Source organism: Pseudoduganella dura (assembly GCF_009727155.1).
Lineage (GTDB): Bacteria > Pseudomonadota > Gammaproteobacteria > Burkholderiales > Burkholderiaceae_D > Rugamonas > Rugamonas dura.
The window spans coordinates 4,030,370-4,056,293 of the sequence record NZ_WNWM01000002.1; the positions used below are offsets into that span (position 1 = coordinate 4,030,370).

At 64.9% G+C, this 25,924-nt stretch carries 27 protein-coding genes; 14 read left to right on the forward strand and 13 right to left on the reverse strand.

Annotation, left to right across the window (positions count from 1 at the left end; all coding sequences use genetic code 11):
- Nucleotides 1-45: 45 nt before the first annotated feature.
- Together GJV26_RS17665 and GJV26_RS17670 are read right to left on the reverse strand one after the other, a co-directional pair.
- Entirely contained in the window at nt 46-813 is a 768-nt protein-coding gene (locus GJV26_RS17665) for a nucleotidyltransferase domain-containing protein (RefSeq protein ID WP_155709982.1), read from the reverse strand.
- An 8-nt stretch (nt 814-821) separates the two neighbouring features.
- On the reverse strand, nt 822-2,030 hold the full coding sequence (locus GJV26_RS17670; RefSeq protein WP_155709983.1) for an MFS transporter: 1,209 nt from the start codon (nt 2,028-2,030) through the stop codon (nt 822-824).
- A gap of 111 nt (nt 2,031-2,141) precedes the next feature.
- Between GJV26_RS17670 and GJV26_RS17675 the strand changes: the two genes are divergently transcribed.
- From GJV26_RS17675 to GJV26_RS17685, 3 genes are all read left to right on the forward strand, one after another.
- Nucleotides 2,142-3,074: a LysR family transcriptional regulator gene (locus GJV26_RS17675; protein ID WP_155709984.1), complete on the forward strand. Its 933-nt coding sequence runs from the start codon at nt 2,142-2,144 to the stop codon at nt 3,072-3,074.
- An 829-nt stretch (nt 3,075-3,903) separates the two neighbouring features.
- Nucleotides 3,904-5,211 (forward strand): transcriptional regulator, encoded by a 1,308-nt coding sequence (locus GJV26_RS30245; protein ID WP_229419343.1) that lies wholly within the window; start codon nt 3,904-3,906, stop codon nt 5,209-5,211.
- 130 nt (nt 5,212-5,341) lie between these two features.
- Nucleotides 5,342-5,851, forward strand: a complete 510-nt coding sequence (locus tag GJV26_RS17685) for a YggT family protein (protein WP_371866564.1) — start codon at nt 5,342-5,344, stop codon at nt 5,849-5,851.
- Nucleotides 5,852-5,916: 65 nt separating this feature from the next.
- Here the strand turns inward: GJV26_RS17685 and GJV26_RS17690 are convergent, their stop codons facing one another.
- From GJV26_RS17690 to GJV26_RS17725, 8 genes are all read right to left on the reverse strand, one after another.
- Entirely contained in the window at nt 5,917-6,852 is a 936-nt protein-coding gene (locus tag GJV26_RS17690; RefSeq protein WP_155709986.1) for a carbohydrate kinase family protein, read from the reverse strand.
- An 18-nt stretch (nt 6,853-6,870) separates the two neighbouring features.
- Nucleotides 6,871-8,142 carry a DUF3426 domain-containing protein gene (locus tag GJV26_RS17695; protein WP_155709987.1) on the reverse strand — a complete coding sequence of 424 codons (1,272 nt, stop codon included), beginning with the start codon at nt 8,140-8,142 and terminating at the stop codon, nt 6,871-6,873.
- Between the two features lie 11 nt (nt 8,143-8,153).
- Nucleotides 8,154-9,095 carry a 50S ribosomal protein L11 methyltransferase gene (prmA, locus tag GJV26_RS17700; RefSeq protein WP_155709988.1) on the reverse strand — a complete coding sequence of 314 codons (942 nt, stop codon included), beginning with the start codon at nt 9,093-9,095 and terminating at the stop codon, nt 8,154-8,156.
- Nucleotides 9,092-10,450 carry an acetyl-CoA carboxylase biotin carboxylase subunit gene (gene accC, locus GJV26_RS17705; protein ID WP_155709989.1) on the reverse strand — a complete coding sequence of 453 codons (1,359 nt, stop codon included), beginning with the start codon at nt 10,448-10,450 and terminating at the stop codon, nt 9,092-9,094. The genes prmA and accC overlap by 4 nt, the downstream gene beginning before the upstream one ends.
- Before the next feature lie 116 nt (nt 10,451-10,566).
- Entirely contained in the window at nt 10,567-11,034 is a 468-nt protein-coding gene (gene accB, locus GJV26_RS17710) for an acetyl-CoA carboxylase biotin carboxyl carrier protein (protein ID WP_155709990.1), read from the reverse strand.
- A gap of 126 nt (nt 11,035-11,160) precedes the next feature.
- On the reverse strand, nt 11,161-11,598 hold the full coding sequence (gene aroQ, locus GJV26_RS17715; protein WP_155709991.1) for a type II 3-dehydroquinate dehydratase: 438 nt from the start codon (nt 11,596-11,598) through the stop codon (nt 11,161-11,163).
- Between the two features lie 129 nt (nt 11,599-11,727).
- Nucleotides 11,728-12,288, reverse strand: a complete 561-nt coding sequence (locus tag GJV26_RS17720; protein ID WP_155709992.1) for a TlpA family protein disulfide reductase — start codon at nt 12,286-12,288, stop codon at nt 11,728-11,730.
- Entirely contained in the window at nt 12,285-12,935 is a 651-nt protein-coding gene (locus GJV26_RS17725; RefSeq protein WP_155709993.1) for a hypothetical protein, read from the reverse strand. Before GJV26_RS17725 ends, GJV26_RS17720 begins: the two co-directional genes overlap by 4 nt.
- A gap of 76 nt (nt 12,936-13,011) precedes the next feature.
- Between GJV26_RS17725 and mpl the strand changes: the two genes are divergently transcribed.
- The 8 genes from mpl to corA all read left to right on the forward strand — a co-directional run bounded on the left by mpl (nt 13,012) and on the right by corA (nt 21,444).
- Entirely contained in the window at nt 13,012-14,409 is a 1,398-nt protein-coding gene (gene mpl, locus GJV26_RS17730) for a UDP-N-acetylmuramate:L-alanyl-gamma-D-glutamyl-meso-diaminopimelate ligase (protein ID WP_155709994.1), read from the forward strand.
- Nucleotides 14,410-14,412: 3 nt separating this feature from the next.
- Entirely contained in the window at nt 14,413-14,988 is a 576-nt protein-coding gene (locus tag GJV26_RS17735) for a YqiA/YcfP family alpha/beta fold hydrolase (RefSeq protein WP_155709995.1), read from the forward strand.
- Nucleotides 14,985-15,575: a chorismate--pyruvate lyase family protein gene (locus tag GJV26_RS17740; RefSeq protein WP_155709996.1), complete on the forward strand. Its 591-nt coding sequence runs from the start codon at nt 14,985-14,987 to the stop codon at nt 15,573-15,575. The genes GJV26_RS17735 and GJV26_RS17740 overlap by 4 nt, the downstream gene beginning before the upstream one ends.
- A 2-nt stretch (nt 15,576-15,577) precedes the next feature.
- Nucleotides 15,578-17,653 (forward strand): ribonuclease catalytic domain-containing protein, encoded by a 2,076-nt coding sequence (locus GJV26_RS17745; protein ID WP_155709997.1) that lies wholly within the window; start codon nt 15,578-15,580, stop codon nt 17,651-17,653.
- A 201-nt stretch (nt 17,654-17,854) separates the two neighbouring features.
- Nucleotides 17,855-18,736, forward strand: a complete 882-nt coding sequence (locus GJV26_RS17750) for a TonB family protein (RefSeq protein ID WP_189441635.1) — start codon at nt 17,855-17,857, stop codon at nt 18,734-18,736.
- Nucleotides 18,737-18,738: 2 nt separating this feature from the next.
- A complete protein-coding gene (aroE, locus tag GJV26_RS17755; RefSeq protein WP_155709998.1) occupies nt 18,739-19,548 on the forward strand; it encodes a shikimate dehydrogenase in 810 nt (269 codons plus the stop codon).
- Between the two features lie 63 nt (nt 19,549-19,611).
- Nucleotides 19,612-20,325: a monofunctional biosynthetic peptidoglycan transglycosylase gene (gene mtgA / locus GJV26_RS17760; protein WP_155709999.1), complete on the forward strand. Its 714-nt coding sequence runs from the start codon at nt 19,612-19,614 to the stop codon at nt 20,323-20,325.
- Nucleotides 20,326-20,478: 153 nt separating this feature from the next.
- Nucleotides 20,479-21,444, forward strand: a complete 966-nt coding sequence (gene corA / locus GJV26_RS17765) for a magnesium/cobalt transporter CorA (RefSeq protein ID WP_155710000.1) — start codon at nt 20,479-20,481, stop codon at nt 21,442-21,444.
- Nucleotides 21,445-21,583: 139 nt separating this feature from the next.
- Here the strand turns inward: corA and GJV26_RS17770 are convergent, their stop codons facing one another.
- Complete coding sequence (locus GJV26_RS17770; RefSeq protein WP_155710001.1) at nt 21,584-22,045, reverse strand: cytochrome-c oxidase; 462 nt, start codon at nt 22,043-22,045, stop codon at nt 21,584-21,586.
- A 343-nt stretch (nt 22,046-22,388) separates the two neighbouring features.
- Between GJV26_RS17770 and GJV26_RS17775 the strand changes: the two genes are divergently transcribed.
- Nucleotides 22,389-22,925, forward strand: coding sequence for a DUF5625 family protein (locus GJV26_RS17775; protein WP_155710002.1), 537 nt, complete (start codon nt 22,389-22,391; stop codon nt 22,923-22,925).
- A gap of 56 nt (nt 22,926-22,981) precedes the next feature.
- Here the strand turns inward: GJV26_RS17775 and hemL are convergent, their stop codons facing one another.
- A complete protein-coding gene (gene hemL / locus GJV26_RS17780) occupies nt 22,982-24,268 on the reverse strand; it encodes a glutamate-1-semialdehyde 2,1-aminomutase (protein WP_155710003.1) in 1,287 nt (428 codons plus the stop codon).
- 3 nt (nt 24,269-24,271) lie between these two features.
- On the reverse strand, nt 24,272-25,120 hold the full coding sequence (gene thiD, locus GJV26_RS17785; protein WP_189441633.1) for a bifunctional hydroxymethylpyrimidine kinase/phosphomethylpyrimidine kinase: 849 nt from the start codon (nt 25,118-25,120) through the stop codon (nt 24,272-24,274).
- 128 nt (nt 25,121-25,248) lie between these two features.
- Here thiD and GJV26_RS17790 point away from each other — a divergent pair, with 128 nt between their 5' ends.
- Together GJV26_RS17790 and GJV26_RS17795 are read left to right on the forward strand one after the other, a co-directional pair.
- Complete coding sequence (locus GJV26_RS17790; RefSeq protein ID WP_155712562.1) at nt 25,249-25,401, forward strand: rubredoxin; 153 nt, start codon at nt 25,249-25,251, stop codon at nt 25,399-25,401.
- 118 nt (nt 25,402-25,519) lie between these two features.
- Nucleotides 25,520-25,918 (forward strand): response regulator, encoded by a 399-nt coding sequence (locus GJV26_RS17795; RefSeq protein WP_155710005.1) that lies wholly within the window; start codon nt 25,520-25,522, stop codon nt 25,916-25,918.
- Nucleotides 25,919-25,924: the final 6 nt, after the last annotated feature.

Sequence of the window (25,924 nt, forward strand, 5' to 3'; positions counted from 1 at the left end):
CCAATCAATTTTTATGCCTGATCCATACGAAGATCGATATGGTCTTCAGGGGAATGCCACGCCCTCGCTGCGCCATTCGCCTGGCGCCGGCGCCATGAACCCTTCCAGCAGCGCGCCGCCATAAGGTGCCAGCGTGCGGCGCACGGCCTCGTTGAACAGCGCCTTGCCGGCCGCCGGGTCGGCGCCAAGCGCACCCATGGCCGCGACGAGGTCGGCCGCCAGGGCCGGATCGGCGGCGCGCAGCCGCCGCGCCAGGTGCTTGCCCACGCCGGTCCAGGCGCCGGCCGCGCGCAGCGCGAACCCGGCCAGCGCGTCGTACAGCTTGACGGCGGTGGCCAGCAGTTCGTCCGGTGCGGTGGCGTCGAGCAGGTCTTCGAGCAGCGTGGTGATCTCGTAGCGGCGGCTGGCCAGCATGGCCGGCGTCAGCGCCGGCGGACCGAGGTCCAGCAGCGCTTGCGCATGGCTGCGCAGCCACGCTGCCGCACCGCGGGCGGACGGCACATCGTCCAGCACGTTGACGCCGTCGACCGCCATGTTCGCCAGTGGAAGGCAGCCGTTGGGCCGGTCGATTTCGCGGCAAAAATAATCGAACGTGGCCGGATCGTGGCCGAACAGCTCGACCGTTTGCGGGCCCACTTTCAGCGTGTCGCGCCACGCCTGGTCGACACGATCAAACACCAGCAGCAGGTCGATGTCGGAGGTTGGCGTGGCCTCGCCGCGCGCGATCGAGCCGCCGATGATGGCCACCCTGGCGTCCGGCCAGCGGGGCAGCAGTTCGTGTCTGACGAGGGCCTGCGCGGCATCGATGTGCATGGGTGCTTTCAGTGGGCGGGGGATGCCAGTGTAGCCGGTCGCCGCATCAGCCAGGCCACCACGATCCCCAGCACGGCGATCCCGGAGGCAAGATAGCCCAGCGACCCCAGGCCCACGTGCTCGATGCCAAGGCCGCCGAAGATGGCGCCCAGCCCGGTGCCGGCGTTGGCGGCGGAAATGTTCATCGATGCCGCCAGCGCCTGCGCCTTCGAGCCGGCCTTCATCACGCGCACCTGGCAGATCGGGAACAGCGCCGTGTAGGCGAGGCCCCACGCGGCCACCGCCAGCGCGAGCCAGCCGTGCCGCGCCGGCAGCAGCAGCGCCGCCACCATGCCGGCGACCAGCAGCGCCAGGAAGCCGATCGTGGCGCCGAGCGGGTTCGCGTCCACGACCCGGCCGCCGATCCAGTTCCCGAGCATGCCCACCAGCCCGAAGCCCATCAGCCACCAGCCCACGTGCGCCGACGGGATGCCGGCGACGCGGCCGAGGAAGTCCGCCAGGTAGGTGTAGGCGGTGAACATCGCCGTGAACACCAGCACGGAAAGGCCCACGTGCGCCAGGAAGCGCGGGTCGCGCAGCATCGCGGACTGCTGTTCGCCGTGGGTCGCCGCGGGCCGCGGCAATGCCGGCATGCACAGCTGCATCAGCACCGCCATCAGCAGCGACAATGCGGACAGGATCCAGAACGTGTTGCGCCAGCCGAAGGCATCGGATGCGAGCGTGCCGAGCGGAATGCCGAACACCAGCGCGGCAGAAATGCCGAGATACACGGTGGCGACGGCGCGGCCCGCATTGCCGGGACCGGCCAGCTGGCCGGCCGTTTCGCTGGCCGTGCCCCAGAACACCGGCAGCATCAGCGCGGGGATGAAGCGCGCGAGCGCGAGCACCCAGATGTTGGGCGCCAGTGCCGCCAGCGCATTGGCGGCGCAGAAGACCAGCAGGATCGCCACGAACAGGCCCTTGCGGCCCACATGGGAGAGCCGTGCGGTCAGCAGCGGGCCGAACAGCATGACGGTAAACGCGAACAGCGTCACCAGCTGGCCGGCCATCGAAATGGAGATCCGCAGGTCGCGCGCCAGCGCGGGCAGCAGGCCGAGGATCAGGTATTCGGTCGTCACGATCGCGAACGCGGCGACCGCCATGATGGCGATCTGCAGGCGGCCGCGGCCAGGCGTGCTCTGGGTGGCATGGGTGGTGGAGAGAGTCGATGTATTCATGAGTGAGCGGGCAAAAGCAGCACATATAAGCAGGCCAGACAGTGTATTGAAGAACAGGAATCTCATTGCTGGTAAGATTTACCACGATCCATGAACTGAAATCATCAATCCATGTTCTCTTCCGAACGCCTGAAGGGCATCGACGTCTTCGTCAGCGTGGTCGAGCGGGGCAGTTTCGTCGCCGCGGCCGAGCGCCTGCATCTCACCAGCTCTGCAGTAAGCAAGAGCATCGCGCGGCTCGAGGCGCGGCTCGGTACCCGCCTGTTCGAGCGCACCACGCGGCGCCTGGCGCTGACCGATGCGGGCACGCTGTTCCACCAGACCTGCCTGCGCGTGCTGGCCGACCTGGAAGAGGTCGAAACGTCGATCGGTGCCGAGGTCGAGCAGCCGGTGGGCCGCGTGCGGATCGACCTGCCGGCATCGTATGGCCGCATGCATGCGCTGCCCGTCATCCTCCAGTTCGTCAAATCGCACGGGCTGCTGGTGCCGCATATCTCGCTGTCCGATCATTTCATCGACCTGGTGGAAGAGCGGGTCGATATCGTCGTGCGCATCGGTGGCACCGATGTCTGGCCGGGCGCGCTCGGCCATCACTACCTGGGCACGCAGCGCCTGATCTTCTGCGCGTCGCCGGAATACCTGGCGCGCCGCGGGGTGCCCGAGACCGATGCCGATCTCGATCAGCACGACCGGGTGGTGTATGCCCGCGGCGACGGCACGGTGAACTCGTGGCTGTTCGCCGGCATCGAACATGGCACGCTGGAGCAGCGCTTCATGCCGGCGCGGATCGCGGTGGGCGACGGCGAAGGGCAGGTGGCCGCGGTGCTGGCCGGCTACGGCATCACCCAGCTGCCGACCTGGCTGGTGCAGCAGGAGCTCGAACACGGCACGCTGGTGGAGGTGCTGCCGCACCTTGCAACCGATGGCTTGTCGATGAACCTGGTGTGGTTGAAGAGCCGCCAGCACCTGCCCAAGGTCAGGCTGCTGCTCGATGTGCTGGCGAGGTCGCTGACGCCATCGGGCCATGTGCCGCCTGCACTTTGAGGCAGGCGATGGCGGTGCGCGCACGATTGAACGCACCCCCCCGGCGCATTTTTTTTTGCGTGCGATGTCATCCATGTCGCGTGCCGGCGACGACGCGTTTGCATGTCGCATGCATGCCGGCTCAAGCATGCGCAGGTAGATGATCGCTTCGCATGGCGCCTTTAGGTAAAGGCGGTATGCGAAGAAGGGTGGCGCGGCGAATGTGGCGATAAGGTGGCGCGCGGATGCCCGCGTGGCGCCGGAGGCCTGTAGTTATGTGCGCTATCTCGCGCAGCCCGGTAAAAAAAGAATGCGAAAAGCATTCGTGCCGGTTGCGCATCATTAAGGTTTTCGTGTACTTTACGAGCTTGAAAACACGGGGATTTGCAAGCACTCTTTTTCGAGTGTGTGGTTCCCGCAAAAAGCCAAGAACAACAGGACAAAAGTTCGCACAGATATGCACTACAACCACACGGTTACTGGTCGGCCGCCTCGCCTGAACATAGTCAGGTCGGGCGGTTTTTTCTTTACGCGCCAGGACACGATGTGAGCAGATGCTGGGCTCGGAGCTGAATGCACGCCCGGTCCTGGAGACACGAATAACAATTTCAAGAACGGCGCCGCGAGCCAGTGCACGATGCACGAACAGAAGTACGAAGCGGACGGCGACGATCGAATGGCTGAAGTGCTGCAGTCGTGAGGAGCTGCAGCAGTTCAGCCGGGTGCCGAATTCATTAGCGCAAACATCGAAATGCTTGTGCCGATGAATAACCCGCCCGCCATGCCGACGGGTATGCCGGACGGGTTTCAACTATGTGCGTATTTTCATCCCGGATGAAGGAGAAATAAAATGGCTACCGCCACCAAGAAAACCGATACGAAGAAGCCAGCCGCCACCAAGGCCGCTGCCGCTCCTGCCAAGAAGGCCGCGACTGCGAAGTCGTCCGAGAAGTCCGCCGCCGCCAAGCCGGCTGCGAAAAAATCCACCGCGGCCGCCAAGCCTGCCGCGGCAGTGAAGAAGACCACGGCGGCCGCGAAGCCTGCTGCGAAGAAAACCACGGCGGCCGCGAAGCCTGCCGCGGCAGCGAAGAAAACCACGGCGGCTGCGAAGCCTGCTGCGGCAGCGAAGAAAACCACGGCAGCAGCCAAGCCGGCGGCAGCGAAGAAGTCGACGGCAGCAGCCAAGCCGGCTGCGGCGAAGAAATCGACGGCAGCAGCCAAGCCGGCTGCAGCGAAGAAGTCGACGGCAGCGGCCAAGCCTGCTGCGGCGAAGAAGTCCACGGCAGCGGCCAAGCCGGCTGCGGCAAAGAAATCCACGGCAGCGGCCAAGCCGGCCGCCGCGAAGAAATCCACCGCAGCAGTTAAGCCTGCGGCGAAGAAGTCCGCCGCCGCCAAGCCGGCAGCCAAGGGTGCCGCAGCGAAGGGTGCCGCAGCGAAGGGCGCAGCCGCCAAGCCGGCAGCCAAGAAAGCGGTTGCCAAGACTGCTACCGCCAAGCCAGCAGCGAAGGCTTCCGCCAAGTCGGCGGCTACCAAGTCCGCCGCCGCCAAGCCTGCAGCGAAAAAGGCCGCGACCAAGACTGCCGCCGCCAAGCCTGTAGCCAAGAAGGCCGCCACCAAGACCGCCGCCGCCAAGCCGGCAGCAAAAGCTGCAACCAAGACTGCCGCCGCCAAGCCGGCAGCCAAGGGTGCCGCAGCCAAGGGTGCCGCAACCAAGGGTGCCGCAACCAAGGGTGCCGCAACCAAGGGCGCTGCCGCCAAGCCGGCCGCTACCAAGGGCGCCGCCGCCAAACCGGCAGCCAAGCCGGCCGCTACGAAGAGCGCGGTCGCCAAGCCTGCAGCCAAGGCCGCCGCCAAGCCGGCAGCCAAGGCAGCACCGGCCGCAGCAGCCAAACCAGCCGCCAAAAAGGCCGCAGCAAAAAAGCCTGAGGCCGCGCCGGCTACCGCCCCGGCAGCGACTACGGCCGACAAGCCTGCGGAACAACCAGTAGCGAAAAAAGCCGCTGCGCCGAAGAAAACCGCGGCGAAGAAGGATGGCAAGAAGGAGTCGCCGGCAACGGCACCGGCAGCGGCTCCGGCCGCCACCACCGCGCCGGCAGCAAAGACCGTGCTGGCGCCGGCGGCCGCATGGCCGTTCCCGACCAGCACCCGTCCTTCCTGATCCGTCATGGGTCCGGACCGGCGCCGTGCCGGCTGGCCGTTCCCTTGACGGCCTGATGGGCGAGAATACCGCTGTGTGAGACAATCGCACGGCGGTTTTTTTATGGAGAATGCTCGTGCTTAGTATTGTGATGCTGATCGTCGATACCGTTGCCGTCCTGCTCGGCGGGGTGCTGCTGCTGCGGTTCTGGATGCAGGCGATACGCGTGCGCCCGCCGTCGTCGGTGGCGCAGTTTACGTTTCAGCTGTCCGACTGGCTGGTGCGCCCCATGCGCCGCATCGTGCCCGGCGTGGGCGGCTACGATTGGGCCAGCCTGCTGGGCGCTTTCCTGATCGTGGTGCTGGCCACGTCGGTGCGCTGGTTTGCCGGCTATCCGTTCGAACTCATCATGCTGATGGCGCTGCACCGCTTCCTGCAATGGATCCTGTACGGCTTCATGATCCTGCTGGTGGTCGAGGCGATCTTCAGCTGGGTCAACCCGCATGCGCCGCTGGCGCCGTTCGTGCGTGCGCTGAACGAGCCGATCCTGAAGCCGGTGCGCCGCGTGGTGCCGCTGGTGGGCAACCTCGACCTGTCGCTGCTGGTGGCGCTGGTGCTGCTGCAGGTTGCCCAGATCGTGCTGGAGATGATTTTCCGGTAATGGACCGGTGATAGTGATGAAAAAAGGCGCCGATGGCGCCTTTTTGTTTATCCGTCGGAACGGTATCAGAACCGGTACCCGAACGCCCCCTCGAAGCGGTCGCCGATTTCTTCCCGGGTGAACCGGTGGTTCTGCGCGCCCTTGTGGGCGATCTTGATCGCGCCCAGCAGGCTGGCCAGCCGGCCGGTGGTTTCCCAGCCCAGGTCGTGCGACAGGCCATACAGCAGGCCGGCGCGGTAGGCGTCGCCGCAGCCCGTCGGGTCCAGCACGGCCGCTTCCACGGCCGGGATATCGATGCGCCGGCCTTCCGTGTAGATTTCCGAACCTTTTTCGCCGCGCGTGACGATCAGCGCCTCCACGCGGGCGGCGATATCCTCGAGCGACAGGCCGGTGCGGCCGGTCAGCAGTTCGATTTCGTAGTCGTTGCAAGTGACGTACGTCGCCTTGTCGATGAAGTCGGTCAATTGCTCCGGCGTGAACATCGGCAACTGCTGGCCCGGGTCGAACACGAACGGGATGCCCAGGCGCGCCAGGTCTTCGGCGTGCTTCAGCATGCCCAGGTGGCCGTCCGGCGAGATGATCGCGATGCGGGCCGGGCCGGCCGCCTCGATGTCGTTCTCGTGCGCGAACGACATCGCGCCCGGGTGGAAGGCATTGATCTGGTTGTTGTCCGAATCGGCCGTCACGAAGCACTGCGCATTGTAGGCATCCTTCTTGATCAGGATGTTTTGCGTGCCGATGCCGAGCGTTTGCAGGCGCTCCAGGTAGGCCGCGCAATCCTGGCCCATCACGCCGACGATGCGGGGATCGCCGCCGAGCAGCTTCAGGTTGTAGGCGATGTTGCCGGAGCAGCCGCCGAATTCGGTGCGCATCGTCGGTACCAGGAACGATACGTTCACCTTGTGCAGCTGGTCGGCCAGCAGCGTGTCGACGAAGCGGCCCTCGTATTGCATGATGATGTCGATGGCGAGCGAGCCGCAGATCAGGGAAGTCTGGTTCATGGGAGTCGTAGGAAGAATTCAGGGATGGAAGATGGCGATGTGGTAGCCGGAGGCGCGCAGCCGGTCCAGCTGGAAATACAGTTTCACGGATTGCTCGCTGCGCGGACCGAAGCCCTGCGCCACGTCGGCGGGCCTGGCCAGGTAGTCGCGCGGCGCGAACACGCGGCGCAGCACGGGCCGGTCGGCCGCGTCGTTCAGCACCAGTTCGATATGCGGCCATGCCTGCACCGAGCGCGACCCGTTGCGCAGCACGGTGACGAAGCTGAACGTGTTCGGGGCCAGGGTCTGCAACTCGCCCTGTTCGATCGCCAGCGCATCGATCTGGCGCGGCAACCCGACAGTGCAGCCCAGCGGTGCGCACAGGGCCTCCAGCGCGGGTTTCATTGCCGGATGGTCGGCCGCCAGCCGGTTGCGCAGCGTGTACGCGCCCTGGGCCAGCAGTGCGACCGCCAGCAGCGGAATGCCGGCGGTCATCGCCAGGCGCGACATGCTCCTGGTGCGTTCGCGGCGGTCGGCCTGGCGGACGAATTCCGGCTCGTCGTCGCGCTCCCGCGTGGCGGGAGCGATCGATGCCGCGGCGGTGCCCGCGCCGGCGGCCAGCAGGGCGCTTTCCGGCGCGGCCGTCAGCAGGTCGGCGGCGGCGGCATCGTCGGCCGCGCGGCCGGCCGCATCGTCGGCGGAATCGTCGCTTGAATCGTCGGCCGGATCGTCGATGGCAGGGGCGGTGGCGTCATCCGATGCCGGGGCGGAGGCGGCCGGTTCCGGTGCATCGTCGAAGTGATGCCGGTCGTCCAGCGCGATCGCCACGATGTGTTCGGACGGCATGTCGAAGGCGGGTTCGCGGCGGCCGATATCGATGAAGTGCTCGGGGTCCGGCTCGAGGTCCGGCTCTGAATCCGGCTCGGGATCTGCCTCCGGCTCCGGTACCGCAAGCGCGCCGGCAGCGGCATTCACCCCAGCAGCGGAGGCCAGGGTCGGACCCGACGGGTCCGGCCCCGGGGGCGGCTTCAGGGGCTCCGGATCGTTCGGGCCGGATCCTGGCGCCTCTTGTGCCACCACCACCTCGTCCAGGTCCAGTTCCAGGTCCAGCCCGGCGGGCACGGCGGGCGCCGGCATCAGCACCGGGATCGCTGCGCCGGCTGCAAAGGCCGAAGGCTCCACCAGTGCCGCGTTCCCGTCGAAGATCTCGTTACAGGCTCCACAACGCACAATGCCCCCACGCAGCTTCAACTGGTCCAGGGCGACCCTGAACACGGTATGGCAGTGGGGGCATTTCGTGGCGAGTGCCATGCGTTAAGGCATTACCCTTGACGTGGAGGCGGGGCCGTGTCGGCGCCCTTGCGGCCGTACAGCGCGACCCAGCCTTCATGCTCGGCCCAGACGGACATCTTGATGAACGGCGCATACGCTGCCGCCACTTCGTCCGCCTGGCGTGCCAGCACGCCGGAGAGCACCAGCGCACCGCCATCGGCCACGCGGCCCGACAGCATCGGCGCCATCAACTTGAGCGGCGACGACAGGATGTTGGCGACCACGATGTCGAACTTCGCGTTGGCATGCGCCGATTGCGCGAAGTCGTCCGGCACGAAGTATTCGATGTCGGCCACCCCGTTGCGTTCGGCGTTGTCGCGCGCCGATTCGATCGCCTGCGGGTCGATGTCCACGCCGGTCACCGGCGCGGCGCCGAGCTTGCGCGCCACCATCGCCAGGATGCCGGAGCCGCAGCCATAGTCGAGCACCGTCCTGCCGGGTGCCGGATGGGCTTCCAGCCATTCCATGCACAGGCGGGTGGTCGGGTGGCTGCCGGTGCCGAAGGCCAGGCCCGGGTCCAGCTCCAGGATCAGCGCGGCGGGGTCCGGCGCCTCGTGCCAGCTCGGCACGACCCAGATGTTCCTGCCGATGTGGATCGGCTCGAACTGCGATTGCGTTAGGCGCACCCAGTCCTCGTCGGCGACGTGGCGGGTGGTGTAGGCCGGCAGTGCCTTCAGGCCCACGGCCTGGGCGGCGGCGGCCACGATGAACGAATGATCGGCGTCGACATCGGCCAGGGCCACCACGCGGCTGTGTTCCCACGCCGCTTCCTTCGGTTCCATGCCCGGCTCGCCGAACAGCGGCTGTTCCGCCTCGGTGCCTTCGTCTGCATCCTCGACGGAGACGGACAGCGCACCGGCTTCCATCAGCGCGTCGGACAGGCGTTCGGCGTGCTCGCGGGCGACTTCGATGACGACTTCAGTCCAGCTCATGCGCCCGCCTTCGGCATTTCGGCCAGCCGTTGTTCCAGGTAATGGATGTTGGTGCCGCCTTCGATGAAGCGGGCGTCCACCATCAGCTCGCGGTGCAGCGGAATGTTGGTGAGGATGCCCTCGACCACCATTTCCGACAGCGCGATCTGCATGCGGCGGATCGCCTGCTCGCGCGTGGCGCCATAGGTGATCACCTTGCCGATCATCGAATCGTAGTGCGGCGGTACATAGTAACCCGCATACGAATGGGAGTCGACGCGCACGCCCGGGCCGCCCGGCACATGCCAGGAAGTGATCCGACCGGGGGATGGCGTGAACTTGAACGGGTCTTCGGCGTTGATGCGGCATTCGATCGCGTGGCCGGACAGCATCACGTCGCGCTGGCGGAAGCGCAGCCGCTCGCCGCAGGCGATGCGGATCTGTTCCTGCACGATATCGATGCCGGTGATCATTTCGGTGACCGGGTGTTCCACCTGCACGCGGGTGTTCATCTCGATGAAGTAGAACTCGCCGTTTTCATACAGGAACTCGAACGTGCCGGCGCCACGGTAGCCGATCTTGCGGCATGCCTCGGCGCAGCGGTCGCCGATCTTCTCGATCAGCTTGCGCGGAATGCCGGGTGCCGGCGCTTCCTCGATCACCTTCTGGTGGCGGCGCTGCATCGAGCAGTCGCGTTCGCCCAGCCAGACGGCGTTCTTGTGCTCGTCGGCCAGGATCTGGATTTCCACGTGGCGCGGATTCTCCAGGTATTTCTCCATGTAGACTTCCGGGTTGCCGAACGCGGCGCCGGCTTCGCTCTTCGTCATCGTGACGGCATTGAGCAGCGCCGCTTCGGTATGCACCACGCGCATGCCGCGGCCACCGCCGCCGCCGGCCGCCTTGATGATGACCGGGTAGCCGACCTTGCGGGCGATCTGCACGATCGCCTTCGGATCGTCCGGCAGCGCGCCATCGGAACCGGGCACGCAGGGCACGCCGGCCTTGATCATCGCCTGCTTGGCCGAGACCTTGTCGCCCATCAGGCGGATCGAATCGGAGCGGGGGCCGATGAAGACGAAACCGGATTTTTCGACGCGTTCGGCGAAGTCGGCGTTCTCGGACAGGAAACCGTAGCCCGGGTGGATCGCTTCGGCGTCCGTCACTTCGGCCGCGCTGATGATCGCCGGCATGTTCAGGTACGACAGGCTCGACGCCGCCGGGCCGATGCAGACCGATTCATCGGCCAGCTTGACGTATTTTGCGTCCTTGTCGGCTTCGGAGTGCACGACGACCGTCTTGATGCCCATCTCGCGGCAGGCGCGCTGGATACGCAGCGCGATTTCACCACGATTGGCAATGAGGATTTTTTCAAACATGGCTAGTTCTATGTTTGCGAACACCCGGGCTTGCCGGGTGTCCTAGAAGAGGGAGCTAACGTGGCGGCGGAGCCGCCGGGCCGGCACGGGCCGGCCTTCATCGGCTAATCGGTCAATCAGCCGATGATGAACAGCGGCTGGCCGAATTCCACCGGCTGGCCGTTCTCGACGAGAATCTGGGTGATCGTGCCGGATTTGTCCGCATCGATCTCGTTGAGCAGCTTCATCGCTTCGATGATGCACAGCGTATCGCCTTCCTTCACGGTCGCGCCGACTTCGACGAACGGCGCGTTGCCGGGGGCGTTGGAGCGGTAGAACGTGCCGACCATCGGCGACTTCACGATGTGGCCGGTTGGCTCGGGGGCGGCCGCCACGGCCGGTGCCGCGGCAGCGCCCGGCGCCGGCGCCGCGGCCGGTGCGTACTGCGCCTGTGCGCCTTGGTGCGGCATCATCACGACCTGGTTCTGCGGCATGGCGGACGACTTGACGATGCGTACCTTGCTCTCGCCTTCGGTTACTTCGAGTTCTGCAATATCCGATTCGGCAACCAAGTCAATCAATGTCTTGAGCTTGCGTAGATCCATCTGAGACTCCCGTCTAATCTTGTTTTGTAAATGTGGGCGCGGCTGCCATGCTAATCGAAAACGTCATCGGGAACGTCATCGGGAACATAAGCGACTACGCTGTAAATAGCGCGCAGATCGCGTAGATTAACTGCTTTTTAGTGCAAAGTCGATGGCAAAGCGGTATCCCTCGGTGCCGAGTCCGCAAATCGTGCCTCTGGCAACCGCGCTGAGATATGAGTGGTGGCGAAAGCTTTCGCGCTGATAAATATTCGATATGTGCACTTCGACGAACGGGATCGCCACACCGGACAGCGCATCGCGCAGCGCCACGCTGGTGTGGGTATAGCCGCCGGGATTGATGACGATGAAGTCCACCCCTTCGTCGCGCGCGGCATGGATACGGTCGATCAGCGCACCTTCATGGTTGCTCTGGAACGCGGCCAGTTGCGCACCAGCCGCGGTGGCCTGGTCGCGTGCCGCCTGCTCCACCTGTGCCAGTGTCGTCGCCCCGTAGATGCCGGGCTCGCGCGTGCCCAACAGGTTCAGATTGGGGCCGTTCAGCAGCAGCAGGTGTTTTGCCATGTCGTGACCTTAGTCCAGCGAAAGTTCCGCATTTTGCCGCCTAGCGCGACCATTTGGCAAGAAAAAAGAACTTTTCTCATGGTTAACTCAGTCATTACCGGAGCAGGGGAATGCGTGCGCGTCGGGGAACTACAGCGCTGCCAGATCCTTGTGCAGCAGGTCGAATTTCAGCAGGCCGAGATAGGTCTTCTTCACCTGGCCGTCGGCGCCGATCAATACCGTGAAGGGCAGCCCGCCCTGGGCATTGCCGAACTGGCGCGACAGTTCGGTGCCGGCCACGCCGTCCACGTAGAGCGGATAATCGATCTTGAATTTCGTTACGAATTGCGCGATGTTGGATGGCGAATCGATGCCGATGCCGATTACCTGCAAGTCCTTGTATTGGCCGCTGGCCTGCAGCCGGGACAGTTCCGGCATTTCCTTCACACACGGCCCGCACCAGGTGGCCCAGAAATTGACCAGCAGCGGCCGGCCTTTCCATTGCGACAGCGCCTGCTGCGTGCCCTGCGCATCGGGCATCGTGCGCGACAGCAAGGCGTTGACGACGGCGCTGCCGGCGGCCGCCTGCTCGTGCGGGATGGTGGTGGTGACCGGCGGCGCCGGTTCCTTCTTGTTGATGCCGACCCAGGCGCCAACGGCGCCGAAAAGAACGGCGATGGCGCCGCATGCCAGCAGATGGGATGTCTTCATTCGCTCGGTGTTCGTGATTGTTCGTGTTCGTTATCGATCAGGGCGCGCACGTCCGCGATATCCGCGCGGACCGGGCGCTCGCCCGCCTTCTGTTTCTTCGCGCCGCGCAGGTCGTGCTCTTCATACAGTTCCGCGTGCACGCCTTCGCCATGCCACAGGAAGCTCACGGTCTCGACCGCGTCGAAACGGGGCCCCTTGAAATGCTCGCTTTCCGAGATCTCTATATTGATGCCCTTGTTGAGCAGGAAGATCTGCACTTCCTTGGCGCTGTCGGCGAACAGCTGCAGGTGGATGTCGTCGTGCTCGCCGGCGCTGCCATTGAGCACCGCCCCGGTCAGGAACGGGCGGAACTCTTCGAGCCGCTCCATCACTTCCAGCGCGATCGTGCGCAGCCTGAGCAGCCGGGCCGGTTGCGTGCCGGCGTTGAATACGGCGTGATACTGGCGCACTTCCTCCTCGATCTGCGCATCATCGGGCAGTGCATCGCGCATCGCATTGGCCTGCGCGTCGCCCAGGATGCGGCGCGCCGCCTTGCGCTTGGCGGTGCCGTAATCGGCGCCATCCTGCGCGACCATCCTGGCCGCGGCGGAGGCGATCTCGGCGCGCAACAGCGCCAGCTGATTGTCGGGCTCATGGTTCGGCATCATGGCCGGAATGATACTCTGAACCGGCCAAAGCCAGCGCGTCGGGTAAAATCGCGTCCTCGATTACGGAGCAGGAACCATGCACATTCACATCCTCGGCATTTGCGGCACCTTCATGGGCGGCCTCGCGGTGCTCGCCAAGGAAGCCGGCCACAAGGTGACCGGCTGCGACGCCAACGTCTACCCGCCGATGAGCACCCAGCTGGAAGCCCAGGGAATCGAACTGATCCAGGGTTTCGACGCGGAACAGGTGAAGTTGAACCCCGATCTCTACGTGATCGGCAATGTGGTTTCGCGCGGCAATCCGCTGGTCGAGGAAATCCTGAACCGCAGCCTGCCGTATGTGTCGGGCCCGCAGTGGATCGGCGAGCACATCCTGCGTGACAAATGGGTGCTGGCCGTGGCCGGTACCCATGGCAAGACGACGACATCGTCGATGCTGGCCTGGATCCTGGAAGATGCCGGCTACGCGCCGGGCTTCCTGATCGGCGGCGTACCGATGAACTTCGGCATCTCGGCCCGCCTGACCGGAACGACTTCGGGGAAGAGCGGCGATTCGGCGTTCTTCGTGATCGAGGCGGATGAATACGACACGGCGTTCTTCGACAAGCGCAGCAAGTTCGTGCATTACCACGCCAAGACGGCGATCCTGAACAACCTCGAATACGACCATGCCGACATCTTCCCGGATATCGGCGCGATCGAGACCCAGTTCCATCACCTGGTGCGCACGGTGCCGGGCATCGGCCGAGTGATCGTCAACGGCGACGAGGAGTCGCTGCAGCGCGTGATCCGCCGCGGCTGCTGGAGCGAGAAGGAAAGCTTCGGCGCCGGCGACTCCGCCAACTGGACGCTGAAGGAACACCCGGACGGCAGCTTCGACGTGCTGTTCAACGGCAAGTTCGAGGCGCTGATCGACTGGAAGCTGACCGGCCGCCACAACCGCTACAACGCGCTGGCCGCGATCGCCGCCGCCCGCAATGTGGGCGTGCCGATCGCCCAGGCGGCGAAATCGCTGGCGTCGTTCGAGAGCGTGAAGCGCCGGATGGAAGTGCGCGGCGTGGTGGGCGGCGTGACCGTCTACGACGATTTCGCCCACCATCCCACGGCGATCGCCACCACGGTGGGCGGCCTGCGCCAGAAGCTGGGTACCGGCACGCGCATCCTGGCGGTGCTGGAGCCGCGTTCGAACACGATGAAGCTGGGCGCGATGAAGGATGCGCTGCCGGCCAGCCTGCAGGATGCGGACTTCGTGTTCGGTTTCGGCAGCGAGAAGGCGCTGGGCTGGAGCCTGGCCGCCACGCTCGCGCCGATGGGGGCGACCGCTTCGGCTTATGAAGACATCGACCTGATGGTGAAGGCCATCGTCGGCCAGGCGCGGCCCGGCGACCATGTGGTGGTGATGAGCAATGGCGGCTTCGGCGGCGTGCACGGCAAGCTGCTGGACGCACTGTCGGCCCTGGCGGCCAGGGCATAAGGCATGATCCTGTACCTGCACGGCTTCCGCTCCTCGCCGCTGTCGATGAAGGGCCGGCTGCTGGGCGAGCGGATGGCGCAGCTGGGCCGCGCAAGCGACTACGTGGCGCCGCAGCTGCCGGCTTCGCCGAAGCTGGCGATGGAACAGGCGCTGTCGCTCGCGGCGGGCGTGCCGGCAAGCGAGCTGTCCATCATCGGCTCGTCGCTGGGCGGTTATTACGCCACCTGGATGGCCGAGCGGCTGGGCTGCCGCGCGGCGCTGCTCAATCCCGCCGTCACGCCGCTGACGAGCCTGGAAAAACACGTGGGCGTCACGACGATGTTCCACAGCGGCGAGCCGTTCGAGTTCAAGCGCGAATACATCGCCGAGCTGGGCGAGCTGGCCGTTCCGGCCATCACGCGGCCGGAACGGTACTACCTGATGGCCGCCACCGGCGACGAGGTGCTGGACTGGCGCGCCATGGTGGCCCATTACCCGGGCGCGCGGCACCACGTGATCGACGGCTCCGACCACGGCATCGCCGAATTCGCGCACTACGTGGACGAAGTGCTGGCGTTCTGCGGGATCGCCGGCGGATGAGGGAGCGCTCGCTGCGCCGGGCCAACTGGTACCGGCACGTGCTGGCCGTGAACGCGCCGGCGGCGCTGGCGTGCTGGCTCACGGCCGGCGGTTCGCTGACGGCCAGGCTGAAAGCCCATGCCGACGCCTTCCGCGTGCAGGTGCTGCACCAGCATGCCGCGCAATGCCTGGCGGACGAGGCGGCCGCGCTCGGCACGCACCGGGCAGGGCGGGTCTGGGAACGGGAAGTGCTGCTGCGGTGTGATAATACGCCCGTGGTGTTCGCGCACACCGTGGTGCCGATGAGCGCGGACGCTTCCGATTGGCCGCTGTTTTCCGCGCTGGGCGACCGCTCGCTGGGCACCACGCTGTTCGGCGACCCGATGGTGGCGCGCGGGCCGCTCGAGTATGCGCGGCTGCGTGGCAGCCATCCGCTGGCGCGCCGCGCGCGCGCCGCTCTGTCCGCCAACGGCATTGCATTGCCGGATGAACGATTACTGTATGCACGGCGCTGCCTGTACCGGCGGCGCCAGGGCACGCTGCTGGTGACCGAGGTGTTCCTGCCCCGGGTCGCGGCGCTGGTGCCGAAAACCTCCAACACGAGATGAACATGAATGTCTTTTTTGAAGAATCCGGCGATTTCAAGGTCGGACAAGTGCTGTCCACCGCCGGCGAGGCTTACCAGGTGGAGATGGCCAGCGGCAAGCGCACCAAGGTAAAGATCAAGGATGTGCTGCTGCAGTACGAGAAGCCGGCCCCGGAAGAGCTGATGGCGCAGGCGCGCGCGGTGGCGGCCGATGTCGACCTGGATTTCCTGTGGGAGGTGGCCGGCCAGGAGGAATTCGGTTTCGCCGAACTGGGCGCCGAATACTTCGGCCACGCGCCGCTGCCCGCCGAGGCGGCGGGGCTGATCCTGGCGCTGCATACGGCGCCGGTGTACTTCCACAAGAAGGGCCGCGGGCGCTACAAGGCCGCGCCCGAGACGACGCTGAAGGCGGCGCTGGCCGGCATCGAGAAAAAGAAGCAGCTGGCCATCGTGCAGCAGGGCTACGTGGACGAGCTGAAAGCCAGCCGCCTGCCGCCGTCCATGGCGTCGATCGTGCAGCAATTGCTGTTCAAGCCGGACAAGAACACGATCGAATACAAGGCGCTCGAAGCGGCGTGCAACGAGCTGCACACGACCGCGCCGCGCCTGATGCTGGCCGTGGGCGGCATCGGTTCGGCCAAGGAGCTGCACATGGCCCGGTTCCTGTTCGAGTCGTTCCCGCGCGGGCACGGCTTCCCGGACGTGGCGGTGCCGCAGGCGCCGGCCGGGCTGCCCGTCGCGAACGTGGAAGCGTTTTCGATCGACGATGTGACGACCACCGAGATCGACGATGCGTTCTCCATCGTCCACCTGGACGACGGCAAGGTGCGCATCGGCATCCACATCGCCGCGCCGGGCCTGGGCATCCGGCCGGACGACGCGGTCGACAAGATCGCGCGTTCGCGCCTGTCCACCGTCTATATGCCGGGCGACAAGATCACGATGCTGCCGGATTCGATCGTCGATGCGTTCACGCTCGCCGAGGGCAAGACCTGCCCGGCGCTGTCGCTGTACGCCACGCTGGACGCGTCCGACTGGACCGTGATCTCGACCGAGACGCGCGCCGAGATGGTGCCGATCGCGAACAACCTGCGCCACAACGACCTCGATGACGTCGTCAACGAGGAAACGCTGGCCAGCGGCGAGGGCGAGTACCCGCGCAAGGCCGAGCTGACCTTGCTGTGGGGCTGGGCCCAACATCTCGAGGCGGGCCGGATGGTCAAGCGCGAGGCGTTCGGCCTGAAGCCGGAACAGAACAACCGCGTGGACTTCAACTTCTACGTCGAAGACGACGTGGTGACGATCTCGCGCCGCAAGCGCGGCGCGCCGCTGGACAAGATCGTGGCCGAGCTGATGATCTTCGCCAACAGCACCTGGGGCAAGCTGATGCACGACCACGGCGTGCCGGGCATCTACCGCAGCCAGGGCCGCGGTGTGGGCGGCTGGAACGCCAAGATGCAGGTACGCATGCTGACGCATGCCGCGCCCCACGAGGGCCTGGGCGTCGACCAGTATGCATGGAGCACGTCGCCGCTGCGCCGCTACACCGACCTGGTCAACCAGTGGCAGATCCTGGCCGTGGCCGAGAAGGGCGTGATGGCGCCGCTGGTCGCGCCGTTCAAGCACAAGGATGCCAACCTGTTCGCGATCGTCTCCGCGTTCGATGCCGCCTATGCCGCCTATGCCGACTTCCAGGCCAACATGGAACGCTACTGGTGCCTGCGCTGGCTCGGCCAGGAAGACCGGCACCAGGTCGAGGCCGTGGTGCTGAAGGATGAAGTGTTGCGGCTGACCGACATCCCGCTGGTGATCCGCCTGGCCGGCATGCCGGCCGCCCCGCGCGGCGCGGCCGTCAAGCTCGACGTGCTGCGCTGGGACGAGGTGGACCTGACGATCGAAACGCGCCTGCTGGAAATCGAACAGGCCGCCCCGGCCGCCGACGTGGCGTTCGAGGAAGAAGAGGAACTCGCGGACGCGACGGTGGCGGAAACCGTGCCGGAGCTGGTGCTTGACCCCGACCAGCCGGCCGACGAGAAAGTGGAAGTGGCCGAGGCGGGCGACGAAGCCGATGCCGCCGCGACGCCGCCGGCCGCGGCCTGACCCGGAGCGCCGGAGACGCCTGGCGTCGCCTGGTGTCGGACACTTTTTCGGGGCACGGCCACGAAAAGGTGTCGGACACCGGTTTTCGCGGCAGCCGCTGGTTTACCTGCGCTGTTTAGCCGCGCTGTTTAGCCGCGCTGTTTATCCAGCATCGTACCGGGGTAGAATGGCAATTTCGCCCCAGCATTTCGCTCTCTCCGCGTGAAGTACTTACAAGAAAACCGGTTCCTTGCAATCGCGCTGGCCGTTTCGGTGCTCGCGCATGCGGCGTTGCTGGCGGTGCGCTTCGTGGCACCGCCCGTCGTCAAGCTGCCGCCCACCGATCCGACGCTGGAAGTCATCCTCGTCAACGCCAAGCACGCCAACCGGCCGCTGAAGGCGGAAGCGCTGGCGCAGGCCAACCTCGATGGCGGCGGCCAGGCCGACAAAGGCCGCTCGAAATCGCCGCTGCCGGACATGCGCCGGACGGCGTCCGGCGACAGCATCGAAGCCTCGCGCCGCCGCATCGAGCAGCTCGAAGAGGCGCAGAAGCAGCTGCTGACGCAGGTGAAGACCACGCCGTACCGCGCCGCGCCCGCCACCGAGAACAGCAAGCCCAATCCCACGGCCACCGGCGCCGAGCTGATTGAAAGCAGCAAGGCGATCGCCCGCATGGCGGCCGAGATCTCGCAAACGATCGAAGACCAGAACAAGCGCCCGCGCCGCACCTACATCACGCCGAGCACGCAGCAGGTGGGTTACGCGATGTACTACAAGACCTTCCAGCGCAAGGTGGAAGAGGTGGGCACGCTCAATTTCCCGCAACAGAACGGCCGCAAGCTGTACGGCGAGCTGGTGCTGTCGATCCCGATCTTCCAGGACGGCACGCTGTATACAAAGGAGGGCGGCATCTCCGTGCAGACCAGTTCGGGCAACCGCGCGCTGGACGACGCGGCGATCGCGATCGTGCGCCGCGCGGCGCCGTTCGGCAAGTTCCCGCCAAACATGCTGTCGAACGACCGCGACGACCTGTGGGTCATCATCACCCGCTTCAAGTTCACCCGCGAACAAAAACTCGAAACCAACCTCGGCGGAGCCAATTAAGAATGGATAAGTACTGCGTGTTCGGCAACCCGATCGCCCACAGCAAGTCGCCCGACATCCACGCCGCCTTCGCGGCCGCGACCGGCCAGCAGCTGACCTATGAAAAGCGCCTGGCGCCGCTGGACGGCTTCGCGCAGGCGGTGCGCTCGTTCATCGCCGAAGGCGGCAAGGGCGCCAACGTGACGGTGCCGTTCAAGCTGGAGGCCTGCCGGCTGGCCAATGCGCTGACGGTGCGCGCGCAGGCCGCCGGCGCCGTCAACACGCTGCTGTTCGACGAATACGGCATCACCGGCGACAACACCGATGGCGCGGGGCTGGTGGCGGACATCGCCGTCAACGCCGGCGTGCCGATCGCCGGCAAGCGCGTGCTGCTGCTGGGCGCGGGCGGCGCCGCGCGCGGCGCCGTGCTGCCGATCCTCGAACATCGTCCCGCAGCGCTGGTCATCGCCAACCGCACCGTGGCCACCGCCGAAGCGCTGGTGCAGCAGTTCGCGTCGCTGGGCGGCGAGGGCGTCGTATCGGCGTGCGGATACGACGGCATCGCCGGCGGTTTCGATATCGTCATCAACGCCACGTCGGCCAGCCTGCAGGCGGATTTGCCGCCCATCCCGCCATCGGTATTCCACCAGGGCACTCTGGCATTGGATATGATGTACGGGAAGGAGCCGACCGTCTTCATGCGCTTCGCACAAGGCCATGGCGCCAGCGTGCGCGATGGCCTGGGCATGCTGGTGGAGCAGGCCGCCGAAGCGTTCCATGGCTGGCGCGGCGTGCGCCCGCGCACCACGGAGGTGCTGGCCGCCCTTCGCTGATTTTGCGTTGATTTTGCGTCGACATCGCGTCGATAATCGAACTTGCTGGCCATTACATAAACAATGACAAAAACACGCAAGGCTCCTGGCCGCTGGTCCTGGGTGAAATGGGTATTCATCGTTCCGGTCGCGCTGTTCATCGCGGTACAGATCTATTTCTTCGTGCAGATCTGGTGGTGGCGCGATCACGAGCCGGGCACCACGGCGTTCATGCGCCAGCAGCTTGCGGCAATGCAGGAAACCAATCCGAACGCAAAGCTCGTCCAGCAATGGGTACCGTACGAGCGCATCTCGAACAACCTGAAACGCGCCATCATCGCTTCCGAGGACGCCAATTTCTCCGACCACGACGGCGTCGACTGGGAAGCGCTGGAAAAGGCCTATGAACGCAATGCGAAGCGCAACAAGGTCACGCACGGCGGGTCGACGATCACGCAGCAGCTGGCCAAGAACCTGTTCCTGTCCGGCTCGCGCAGCTACCTGCGCAAGGGCCAGGAACTGATCATCACTTATATGCTGGAAACGCTGATGGACAAGCGCCGCATCTTCGAGATCTACCTGAACGTGGTGGAGTTCGGCCGTGGGGTGTATGGCGCCGAAGCGGCGGCGCGTCATTATTACCGCATTCCCGCGGCGAAGCTGGGCGCATCGCAGGCGGCGCGGCTGGCGGTGATGCTGCCCAATCCCCGTTATTACGATGCCCATCGCGATACGCGCTACCTGAGCCGGCGCACGGCCGTCATCCTGCGGCGCATGGGATCGGCGGACCTGCCATGAGGGGCGGGGGTAAAGACCGGTTCCTAATAACGATCTCCTAAGTAAAAAACGGTTCTGCGATCTGGTCCGGGCCGGTGCTTTGCCTGTACACTTGCGCTGTTTTATTTTTTGCGTCCTGCAAGTATCCAGAATCCCAGCCGGCTGAGAGTGCCTATGATCAATGTCTTCGTTTTACAAAATGGCCGGCTCAACCAGGTTCCCATCGAAACGCGCGAAGATCTTGAAGAAGCGGCACCGGTCTGGGTCGACCTGACCGATCCGACCGACGACGAGCGTGCCTGGGTGAAGGCCATCTACGGCGTGACGCTGCCGGGCGAAGACGAAGTCAAGGATATCGAAGCATCGGCCCGTTATTACGAAGCCGAAAACGGCGACCTGCACCTGCGCACCGACTTCCTGCTGGAAGAAGACGATGGTCCGTCGCGCATCGTGACCGTCGCGTTCATCCTGGCGCGCAAGATGCTGTTCTCCGTGCATACCGACGACTTGCCCGTGTTCCGCCTGGTGCGGATGCGCGCCCGTTCGCGCCCCGGTTCGATCGCCGATTACATGGACGTGCTGCTCGACCTGTACGCCACCGATGCCGAATACTCGGCCGATGCGCTGGAAGGCATCTACCAGAACCTGGAAGAAGTGTCGTTCCGCGTGCTGCAGGAAGAGTTCACCGACCGGGATGCGGCCGATGCGCTGTCCGCGATCGCCCACGAGGAAGACTTGAACGGCCGCATCCGCCGCAACATGATGGATACGCGGCGCGCCGTCAGTTTCCTGATGCGCGGCCGCCTGCTGAACTCGGAGCAGTTCGAGGAAGCCCGGCAGATCCTGCGCGACATCGAATCGCTCGATGGCCACACGTCGTTCCTGTTCGATAAGATCAACTTCCTGATGGACGCCACCGTCGGCTTCATCAACATCAACCAGAACAAGATCATCAAGATCTTCTCGGTGGCCAGCGTGGCTTTCCTGCCGCCGACGCTGATCGCCAGCGTCTATGGCATGAACTTCGACTTCATGCCGGAACTGAAATGGACGCTCGGTTATCCGTGGGCCTGGGGCCTGATGATCACCAGCGCGATCGCGCCGTTCCTGTATTTCCGGCACCGGGGCTGGTTGAAGTAACTATTCAGGCCACCCGCAGCATCGGGCCTGGTGTCGGACACCGGTTTTTGATGCCGTAATCCACAAATGTGTCCGAAATCCGTTGGTCGACACCAGGGAATCGCGCGCTATTGACGGCTATCGCATCATGTTGATGCCATCAGAAACCCGCCGGCTTCAATTGCGCGCCATTTCCCGTCTTTTCCTCTTTTTTCGCCTCGAGGTTCAGGAAGATATTCGCAGTCAATGCGAGGATCGAGACTGCCGCGGCAATTTCCGATATGACCAGTGCCGGCAGGATTTGCATATCGCTGGTCAACAGGATATAGGCGAGCGACCCCATCATTACCGGCAGCGCACCGTTCAGCAGCCAGAAGTGTACGCGCGCCAGTTTCGTGCTGCCGGCCTGCGGGAATACCGTGTAAATAATGCCGGACAATGCCAGCGTGGTCCATCCCAGCAGGTTCACGTGCGCATGTACCGGGCGCAATGTGAAATCATGGCTCGCGCCCATGGCAATGCCCATCGCCACGCCGATGACCAGATATGAAACAGCCAGCTTGAGCCAGACAATGCCGGGCTGGACGGTCTTTTGCTGCCGGGCTGAATGTTCGGTTCGCATGATGCATTCCTCCTTGTGATCTCGAATGCAGCGCATTCTAAAGATCGAATGTCATCGAAATGTCCGAACTTTGTCAGTCCATCATGTGTTCCACAATGCAGTGCATGGCACATGCTGTTTGCTGGTTTGTTTGCGCCAGAAGATGGCAGGGAAGAAGACATATAGCACGACTGACAGCAGACCGTCGGCTTCCGGTATTGCTTTTCAATACCGCGCATTCCATGAGCCTCCACTTCCCGGGAATCCCGGCGCTGTCCGGCGGTGGTGGACATAATGACCGTTACTGGCGGCATCCTCTTGCCGGAACGATGCCGCAACAACCGCTTTCCCGAAGGTTATCGACATGGGTCCGCTCATCTATTCTCTCTGCCAGCAACCCGTTCTCGGGCTGATCCTGTACATCAGTACCGCTTGCGCCTTTCCGCCGTTGTTCGATGCGGAGCCTTTTCCGCTGCGGCAGGCCGGTACGACCATCGTCAGGCAATTCAAGGCGCCGGTCGGCAAGCCGTACTTTCTGATGCTTCATTTTAAATTCCCGTCATCGGACGCCGTTCACGGCAGCGAGATAGCCGGCTCCGGTTACAACGCGAACTGCGATCGTGATTATGCAGACATTCCCGAGCCGCAAAGAGCAGGATTGGGGCGCCCGATTCCGGTTCATGTATTGATCCGGGAAAAACAGACCGGCATGGTAACGGTGGACAAGGTATTCACGTCCCTGTGCGTGACCTCCTGGTCGGCGAACGAAAAATCCCGAACCGTGGCGCGATTCGAGCTGGCGGCGGGGACTTATATTGCCGAGATCCGCAACATGGAAAACCAGGCGGGGCTCGACGGCGTGACGACGGCGGTGTCGCTGGTTGCCGGGCAAGGAAAATAAAAAGGAAAATAAAAAAGGACGGTCGCCCGTCCTTTTTCATCGTTGCGCACTGCAGGTTATTTCAACCGTGCAAACACCCGCCGGGCTGCCTCGATGGTTTCATCGATCACCGCGTCATCGTGGGCGGCGGAAACAAAGCCGGCCTCGAAAGCGGCGGGGGCGAAATACACGCCTTCGTCCAGCATCGCGTGGAAGAACTCGTTGAACTTCGCGCGGTCGCCCGCCATCATTTCAGCGTAATTGCGCGGCACTTCTGCGCTGAAATACAGGCCGAACATGCCGCCCTGGTAATCGGCGCAGAAGGTCACGCCTTCCTGGAAGGCGGCATCCGTCAACCCTTCGGCCAGCCGCTTGGCCGTGGCGGTCAGGCGCTCGTAGAAGCCGGGTTCCTGGATCAGTTTCAACGTGGTCATGCCGGCGGCGACGGCGATCGGGTTGCCCGACAGCGTGCCGGCCTGGTACACCGCGCCGACCGGCGACATATTGCTCATCAGCTCGGCGCTGCCGCCGAAGGCCGCCACCGGCAGGCCGCCGCCGATGACCTTGCCGAGCGCGGTCAGGTCCGGCTTGATGCCGTACAGGGCCTGGGCGCCGCCCAGGCCCACGCGGAAGCCGCACATCACTTCGTCGAAGATCAGCAGCGCGCCATGCTTCGTGCACAGGTCGCGCAGCGCCTGCAGGAACTCCGGCGCGGCCTTGATCAGGTTCATGTTGCCGGCCACCGGTTCCACGATCACGCAGGCGATCTCGTCGCCGAACTCGTCGAACGCTTCCTCGACGCCCGGCACGTCGTTATAGTCCAGCACCAGCGTGTGCTTGACGAAGTCTTCCGGCACGCCGGCGGATGTGGGGTTGCCGAACGTGAGCAGGCCGCTGCCGGCCTTCACCAGCAGCGAGTCGGCGTGGCCATGGTAGCAGCCCTCGAACTTGACGATCTTGTCGCGCCCGGTGGCGCCGCGTGCCAGGCGCAGCGCGCTCATCGTGGCTTCGGTGCCGGAGGAAACCAGGCGCACCTGCTCGATCGACGGCACCAGCCGGGCGATTTCTTCCGCCATTTCCACTTCGCCCCGGGTGGGCGCGCCGAACGACAGGCCGCGGGTGGCGGCTTCCTGCACCGCCTTCACCACCTGCGGGTGGGCGTGGCCGACGATGGCCGGGCCCCAGGAGCCGATGTAGTCGATGTAGCGCTTGTCGTCCGCGTCGTAGAAATAGGGGCCCTCGGCGCGGGTGATGAAGCGCGGCGTGCCGCCCACGGAGCGGAAGGCGCGCACCGGCGAATTGACGCCGCCGGGCGTGCTTTGCTGCGCGCGTTCGAACAGTACATCGTTTTGCGAAATCGTCATTGCTTATCCTTTTTCGGTTTCCGTTTCCGCCATCCGGTGGAAGCGGTTCGGCACCAGCCTGCCCATGCCGTAGCGCCGGGCATGGCGCAGGGCGCCGAAAGTGTATTGCTGGGCAAGGTCGACGGCCTGCGGCAGCGCCATGCCGCGCGCCATGTAGGCGGCGATCGCGGCCGACAGCACGCCGCCGGAGCCGACGAACGGGCCGGGCAGGTGCTGCCAGCGGTCGTGGCGGATGATGCCGCCATCGCCATAGAGCGTGTTGGCGCGCAGGCCCGTCTCGGCGCGCGACGTGCCGGCCGGCGTGCCGGTCACCAGCACGTACTCGCAGCCCAGGTCGATCAGGTGCTGCGCATCGTCGCCCATCGTTTCGCCATTCGCCAGGTCGCGCCAGGTTTCCGCCAGGCGCCCCAGTTCAACCTGCGACAGCAGCAACAGCGTGGCCTGCGGCACCAGCAGCTGGCGCAGCACGGTGAGCAGTTCCTCGGGATCGGTCTGTTCCGACAGCGGCGGCAGCTGCGAGCCGAACGGGTCGAGGATCAACGGCGCATCCGGATAGTCGGAGACCACTTCGGCGATCGACGAGATGTGTTCCATGTGATCGAGCGCGCCGATCTTGAACGCGGCCACCTGCGCATCTTCCAGCACCACGCGGGCCTGGTCGGATACCCAGTCCGGTTCCACGTGCTGCTGGTCTTCCACGCGGGCGGTATCGGCGATGAGCAGCGCGGTCGTGACCGACAGGCCCTGGCACCCGAGCGCGGCGAACACGCCGATGTCGGAATGCACGCCCACTGCGCCGATCGGATCGGCCACGCCGAATGTCAGGATGAGGGGTGATGTTTGGTTTTGCACGGCCAGTAGATTAAGATACCCGATTCGGCATTTTACTTGATTGAGGGTGGCAGAACGTGAGCAGCATTATTGGTAACAATGTTGGAAACGGCGTGCGGCAGAACGCGGGACAGGAACTCAAAAGCTGGATGTGCCTGATCTGCGGCTGGATCTACGACGAAGCGGCAGGCTTGCCGGAAGAAGGCATCGCTCCCGGCACCCGCTGGGAAGATGTGCCGATGAACTGGACTTGTCCGGAATGCGGTGCCAGAAAGGACGATTTCGAGATGGTGGCGCTGTAACGGAAGATGGCACCGGTATCGCGCGTTGCTGTTTTACGGACGTGCGAGGGTGCCCCCACACGTCCGCCTGCCTGATTTTCGCTGTGCTATCGTAGCGAAAACGGGTGGGTAAAACGATATGACGACAACGCCGCAAGCGACCGGCCTGACCATCATGGTCATCGATGACAGCAGCACGATCCGCCGGTCGGCCGAGATCTTCCTGAGCCAGGCGGGTTACGGGGTGGTGCTGGCCGAGGACGGGTTCGATGCGCTGGCCAAGATCATCGACCACCATCCGGCGCTGATCTTCTGCGACATCCTGATGCCCCGGCTGGACGGTTACCAGACCTGCGCGCTGATCAAGAAGAGCGCGAAATTCCACGCCACGCCGGTGTTGATGCTGTCGTCCAAGGACGGCCTGTTCGACCGCGCGCGCGGCGCAATGGTGGGCTCGGCCGCCTACCTCACCAAACCCTTCAGCAAGGACAGCCTGCTTGCCGCGGTGCGCGAGCACGCCGGGCAGCGGCCGTCATAACGAGAG

Excerpts from the sequence above, each read along its gene's own strand:
- GJV26_RS17770 (WP_155710001.1), bottom strand. The coding sequence starts at position 22,045 with ATGCGAACCGAACATTCAGCCCGGCAGCAAAAGACCGTCCAGCCCGGC.
- GJV26_RS17695 (WP_155709987.1), bottom strand. The coding sequence starts at position 8,142 with ATGGCACTCGCCACGAAATGCCCCCACTGCCATACCGTGTTCAGGGTC.
- GJV26_RS17725 (WP_155709993.1), bottom strand. The coding sequence starts at position 12,935 with ATGATGCCGAACCATGAGCCCGACAATCAGCTGGCGCTGTTGCGCGCC.
- corA (WP_155710000.1), top strand. The coding sequence starts at position 20,479 with ATGATCAATGTCTTCGTTTTACAAAATGGCCGGCTCAACCAGGTTCCC.
- aroE (WP_155709998.1), top strand. The coding sequence starts at position 18,739 with ATGGATAAGTACTGCGTGTTCGGCAACCCGATCGCCCACAGCAAGTCG.
- GJV26_RS17745 (WP_155709997.1), top strand. The coding sequence starts at position 15,578 with ATGAATGTCTTTTTTGAAGAATCCGGCGATTTCAAGGTCGGACAAGTG.
- GJV26_RS17735 (WP_155709995.1), top strand. The coding sequence starts at position 14,413 with ATGATCCTGTACCTGCACGGCTTCCGCTCCTCGCCGCTGTCGATGAAG.
- aroQ (WP_155709991.1), bottom strand. The coding sequence starts at position 11,598 with ATGGCAAAACACCTGCTGCTGCTGAACGGCCCCAATCTGAACCTGTTG.
- GJV26_RS17665 (WP_155709982.1), bottom strand. The coding sequence starts at position 813 with ATGCACATCGATGCCGCGCAGGCCCTCGTCAGACACGAACTGCTGCCC.
- GJV26_RS17740 (WP_155709996.1), top strand. The coding sequence starts at position 14,985 with ATGAGGGAGCGCTCGCTGCGCCGGGCCAACTGGTACCGGCACGTGCTG.
- mpl (WP_155709994.1), top strand. The coding sequence starts at position 13,012 with ATGCACATTCACATCCTCGGCATTTGCGGCACCTTCATGGGCGGCCTC.
- GJV26_RS30245 (WP_229419343.1), top strand. The coding sequence starts at position 3,904 with ATGGCTACCGCCACCAAGAAAACCGATACGAAGAAGCCAGCCGCCACC.
- GJV26_RS17675 (WP_155709984.1), top strand. The coding sequence starts at position 2,142 with ATGTTCTCTTCCGAACGCCTGAAGGGCATCGACGTCTTCGTCAGCGTG.
- mtgA (WP_155709999.1), top strand. The coding sequence starts at position 19,612 with ATGACAAAAACACGCAAGGCTCCTGGCCGCTGGTCCTGGGTGAAATGG.
- GJV26_RS17795 (WP_155710005.1), top strand. The coding sequence starts at position 25,520 with ATGACGACAACGCCGCAAGCGACCGGCCTGACCATCATGGTCATCGAT.
- accC (WP_155709989.1), bottom strand. The coding sequence starts at position 10,450 with ATGTTTGAAAAAATCCTCATTGCCAATCGTGGTGAAATCGCGCTGCGT.
- GJV26_RS17685 (WP_371866564.1), top strand. The coding sequence starts at position 5,342 with ATGCTGATCGTCGATACCGTTGCCGTCCTGCTCGGCGGGGTGCTGCTG.
- hemL (WP_155710003.1), bottom strand. The coding sequence starts at position 24,268 with ATGACGATTTCGCAAAACGATGTACTGTTCGAACGCGCGCAGCAAAGC.
- GJV26_RS17790 (WP_155712562.1), top strand. The coding sequence starts at position 25,249 with ATGTGCCTGATCTGCGGCTGGATCTACGACGAAGCGGCAGGCTTGCCG.
- accB (WP_155709990.1), bottom strand. The coding sequence starts at position 11,034 with ATGGATCTACGCAAGCTCAAGACATTGATTGACTTGGTTGCCGAATCG.
- GJV26_RS17720 (WP_155709992.1), bottom strand. The coding sequence starts at position 12,288 with ATGAAGACATCCCATCTGCTGGCATGCGGCGCCATCGCCGTTCTTTTC.
- GJV26_RS17690 (WP_155709986.1), bottom strand. The coding sequence starts at position 6,852 with ATGAACCAGACTTCCCTGATCTGCGGCTCGCTCGCCATCGACATCATC.
- GJV26_RS17775 (WP_155710002.1), top strand. The coding sequence starts at position 22,389 with ATGGGTCCGCTCATCTATTCTCTCTGCCAGCAACCCGTTCTCGGGCTG.
- prmA (WP_155709988.1), bottom strand. The coding sequence starts at position 9,095 with ATGAGCTGGACTGAAGTCGTCATCGAAGTCGCCCGCGAGCACGCCGAA.
- GJV26_RS17670 (WP_155709983.1), bottom strand. The coding sequence starts at position 2,030 with ATGAATACATCGACTCTCTCCACCACCCATGCCACCCAGAGCACGCCT.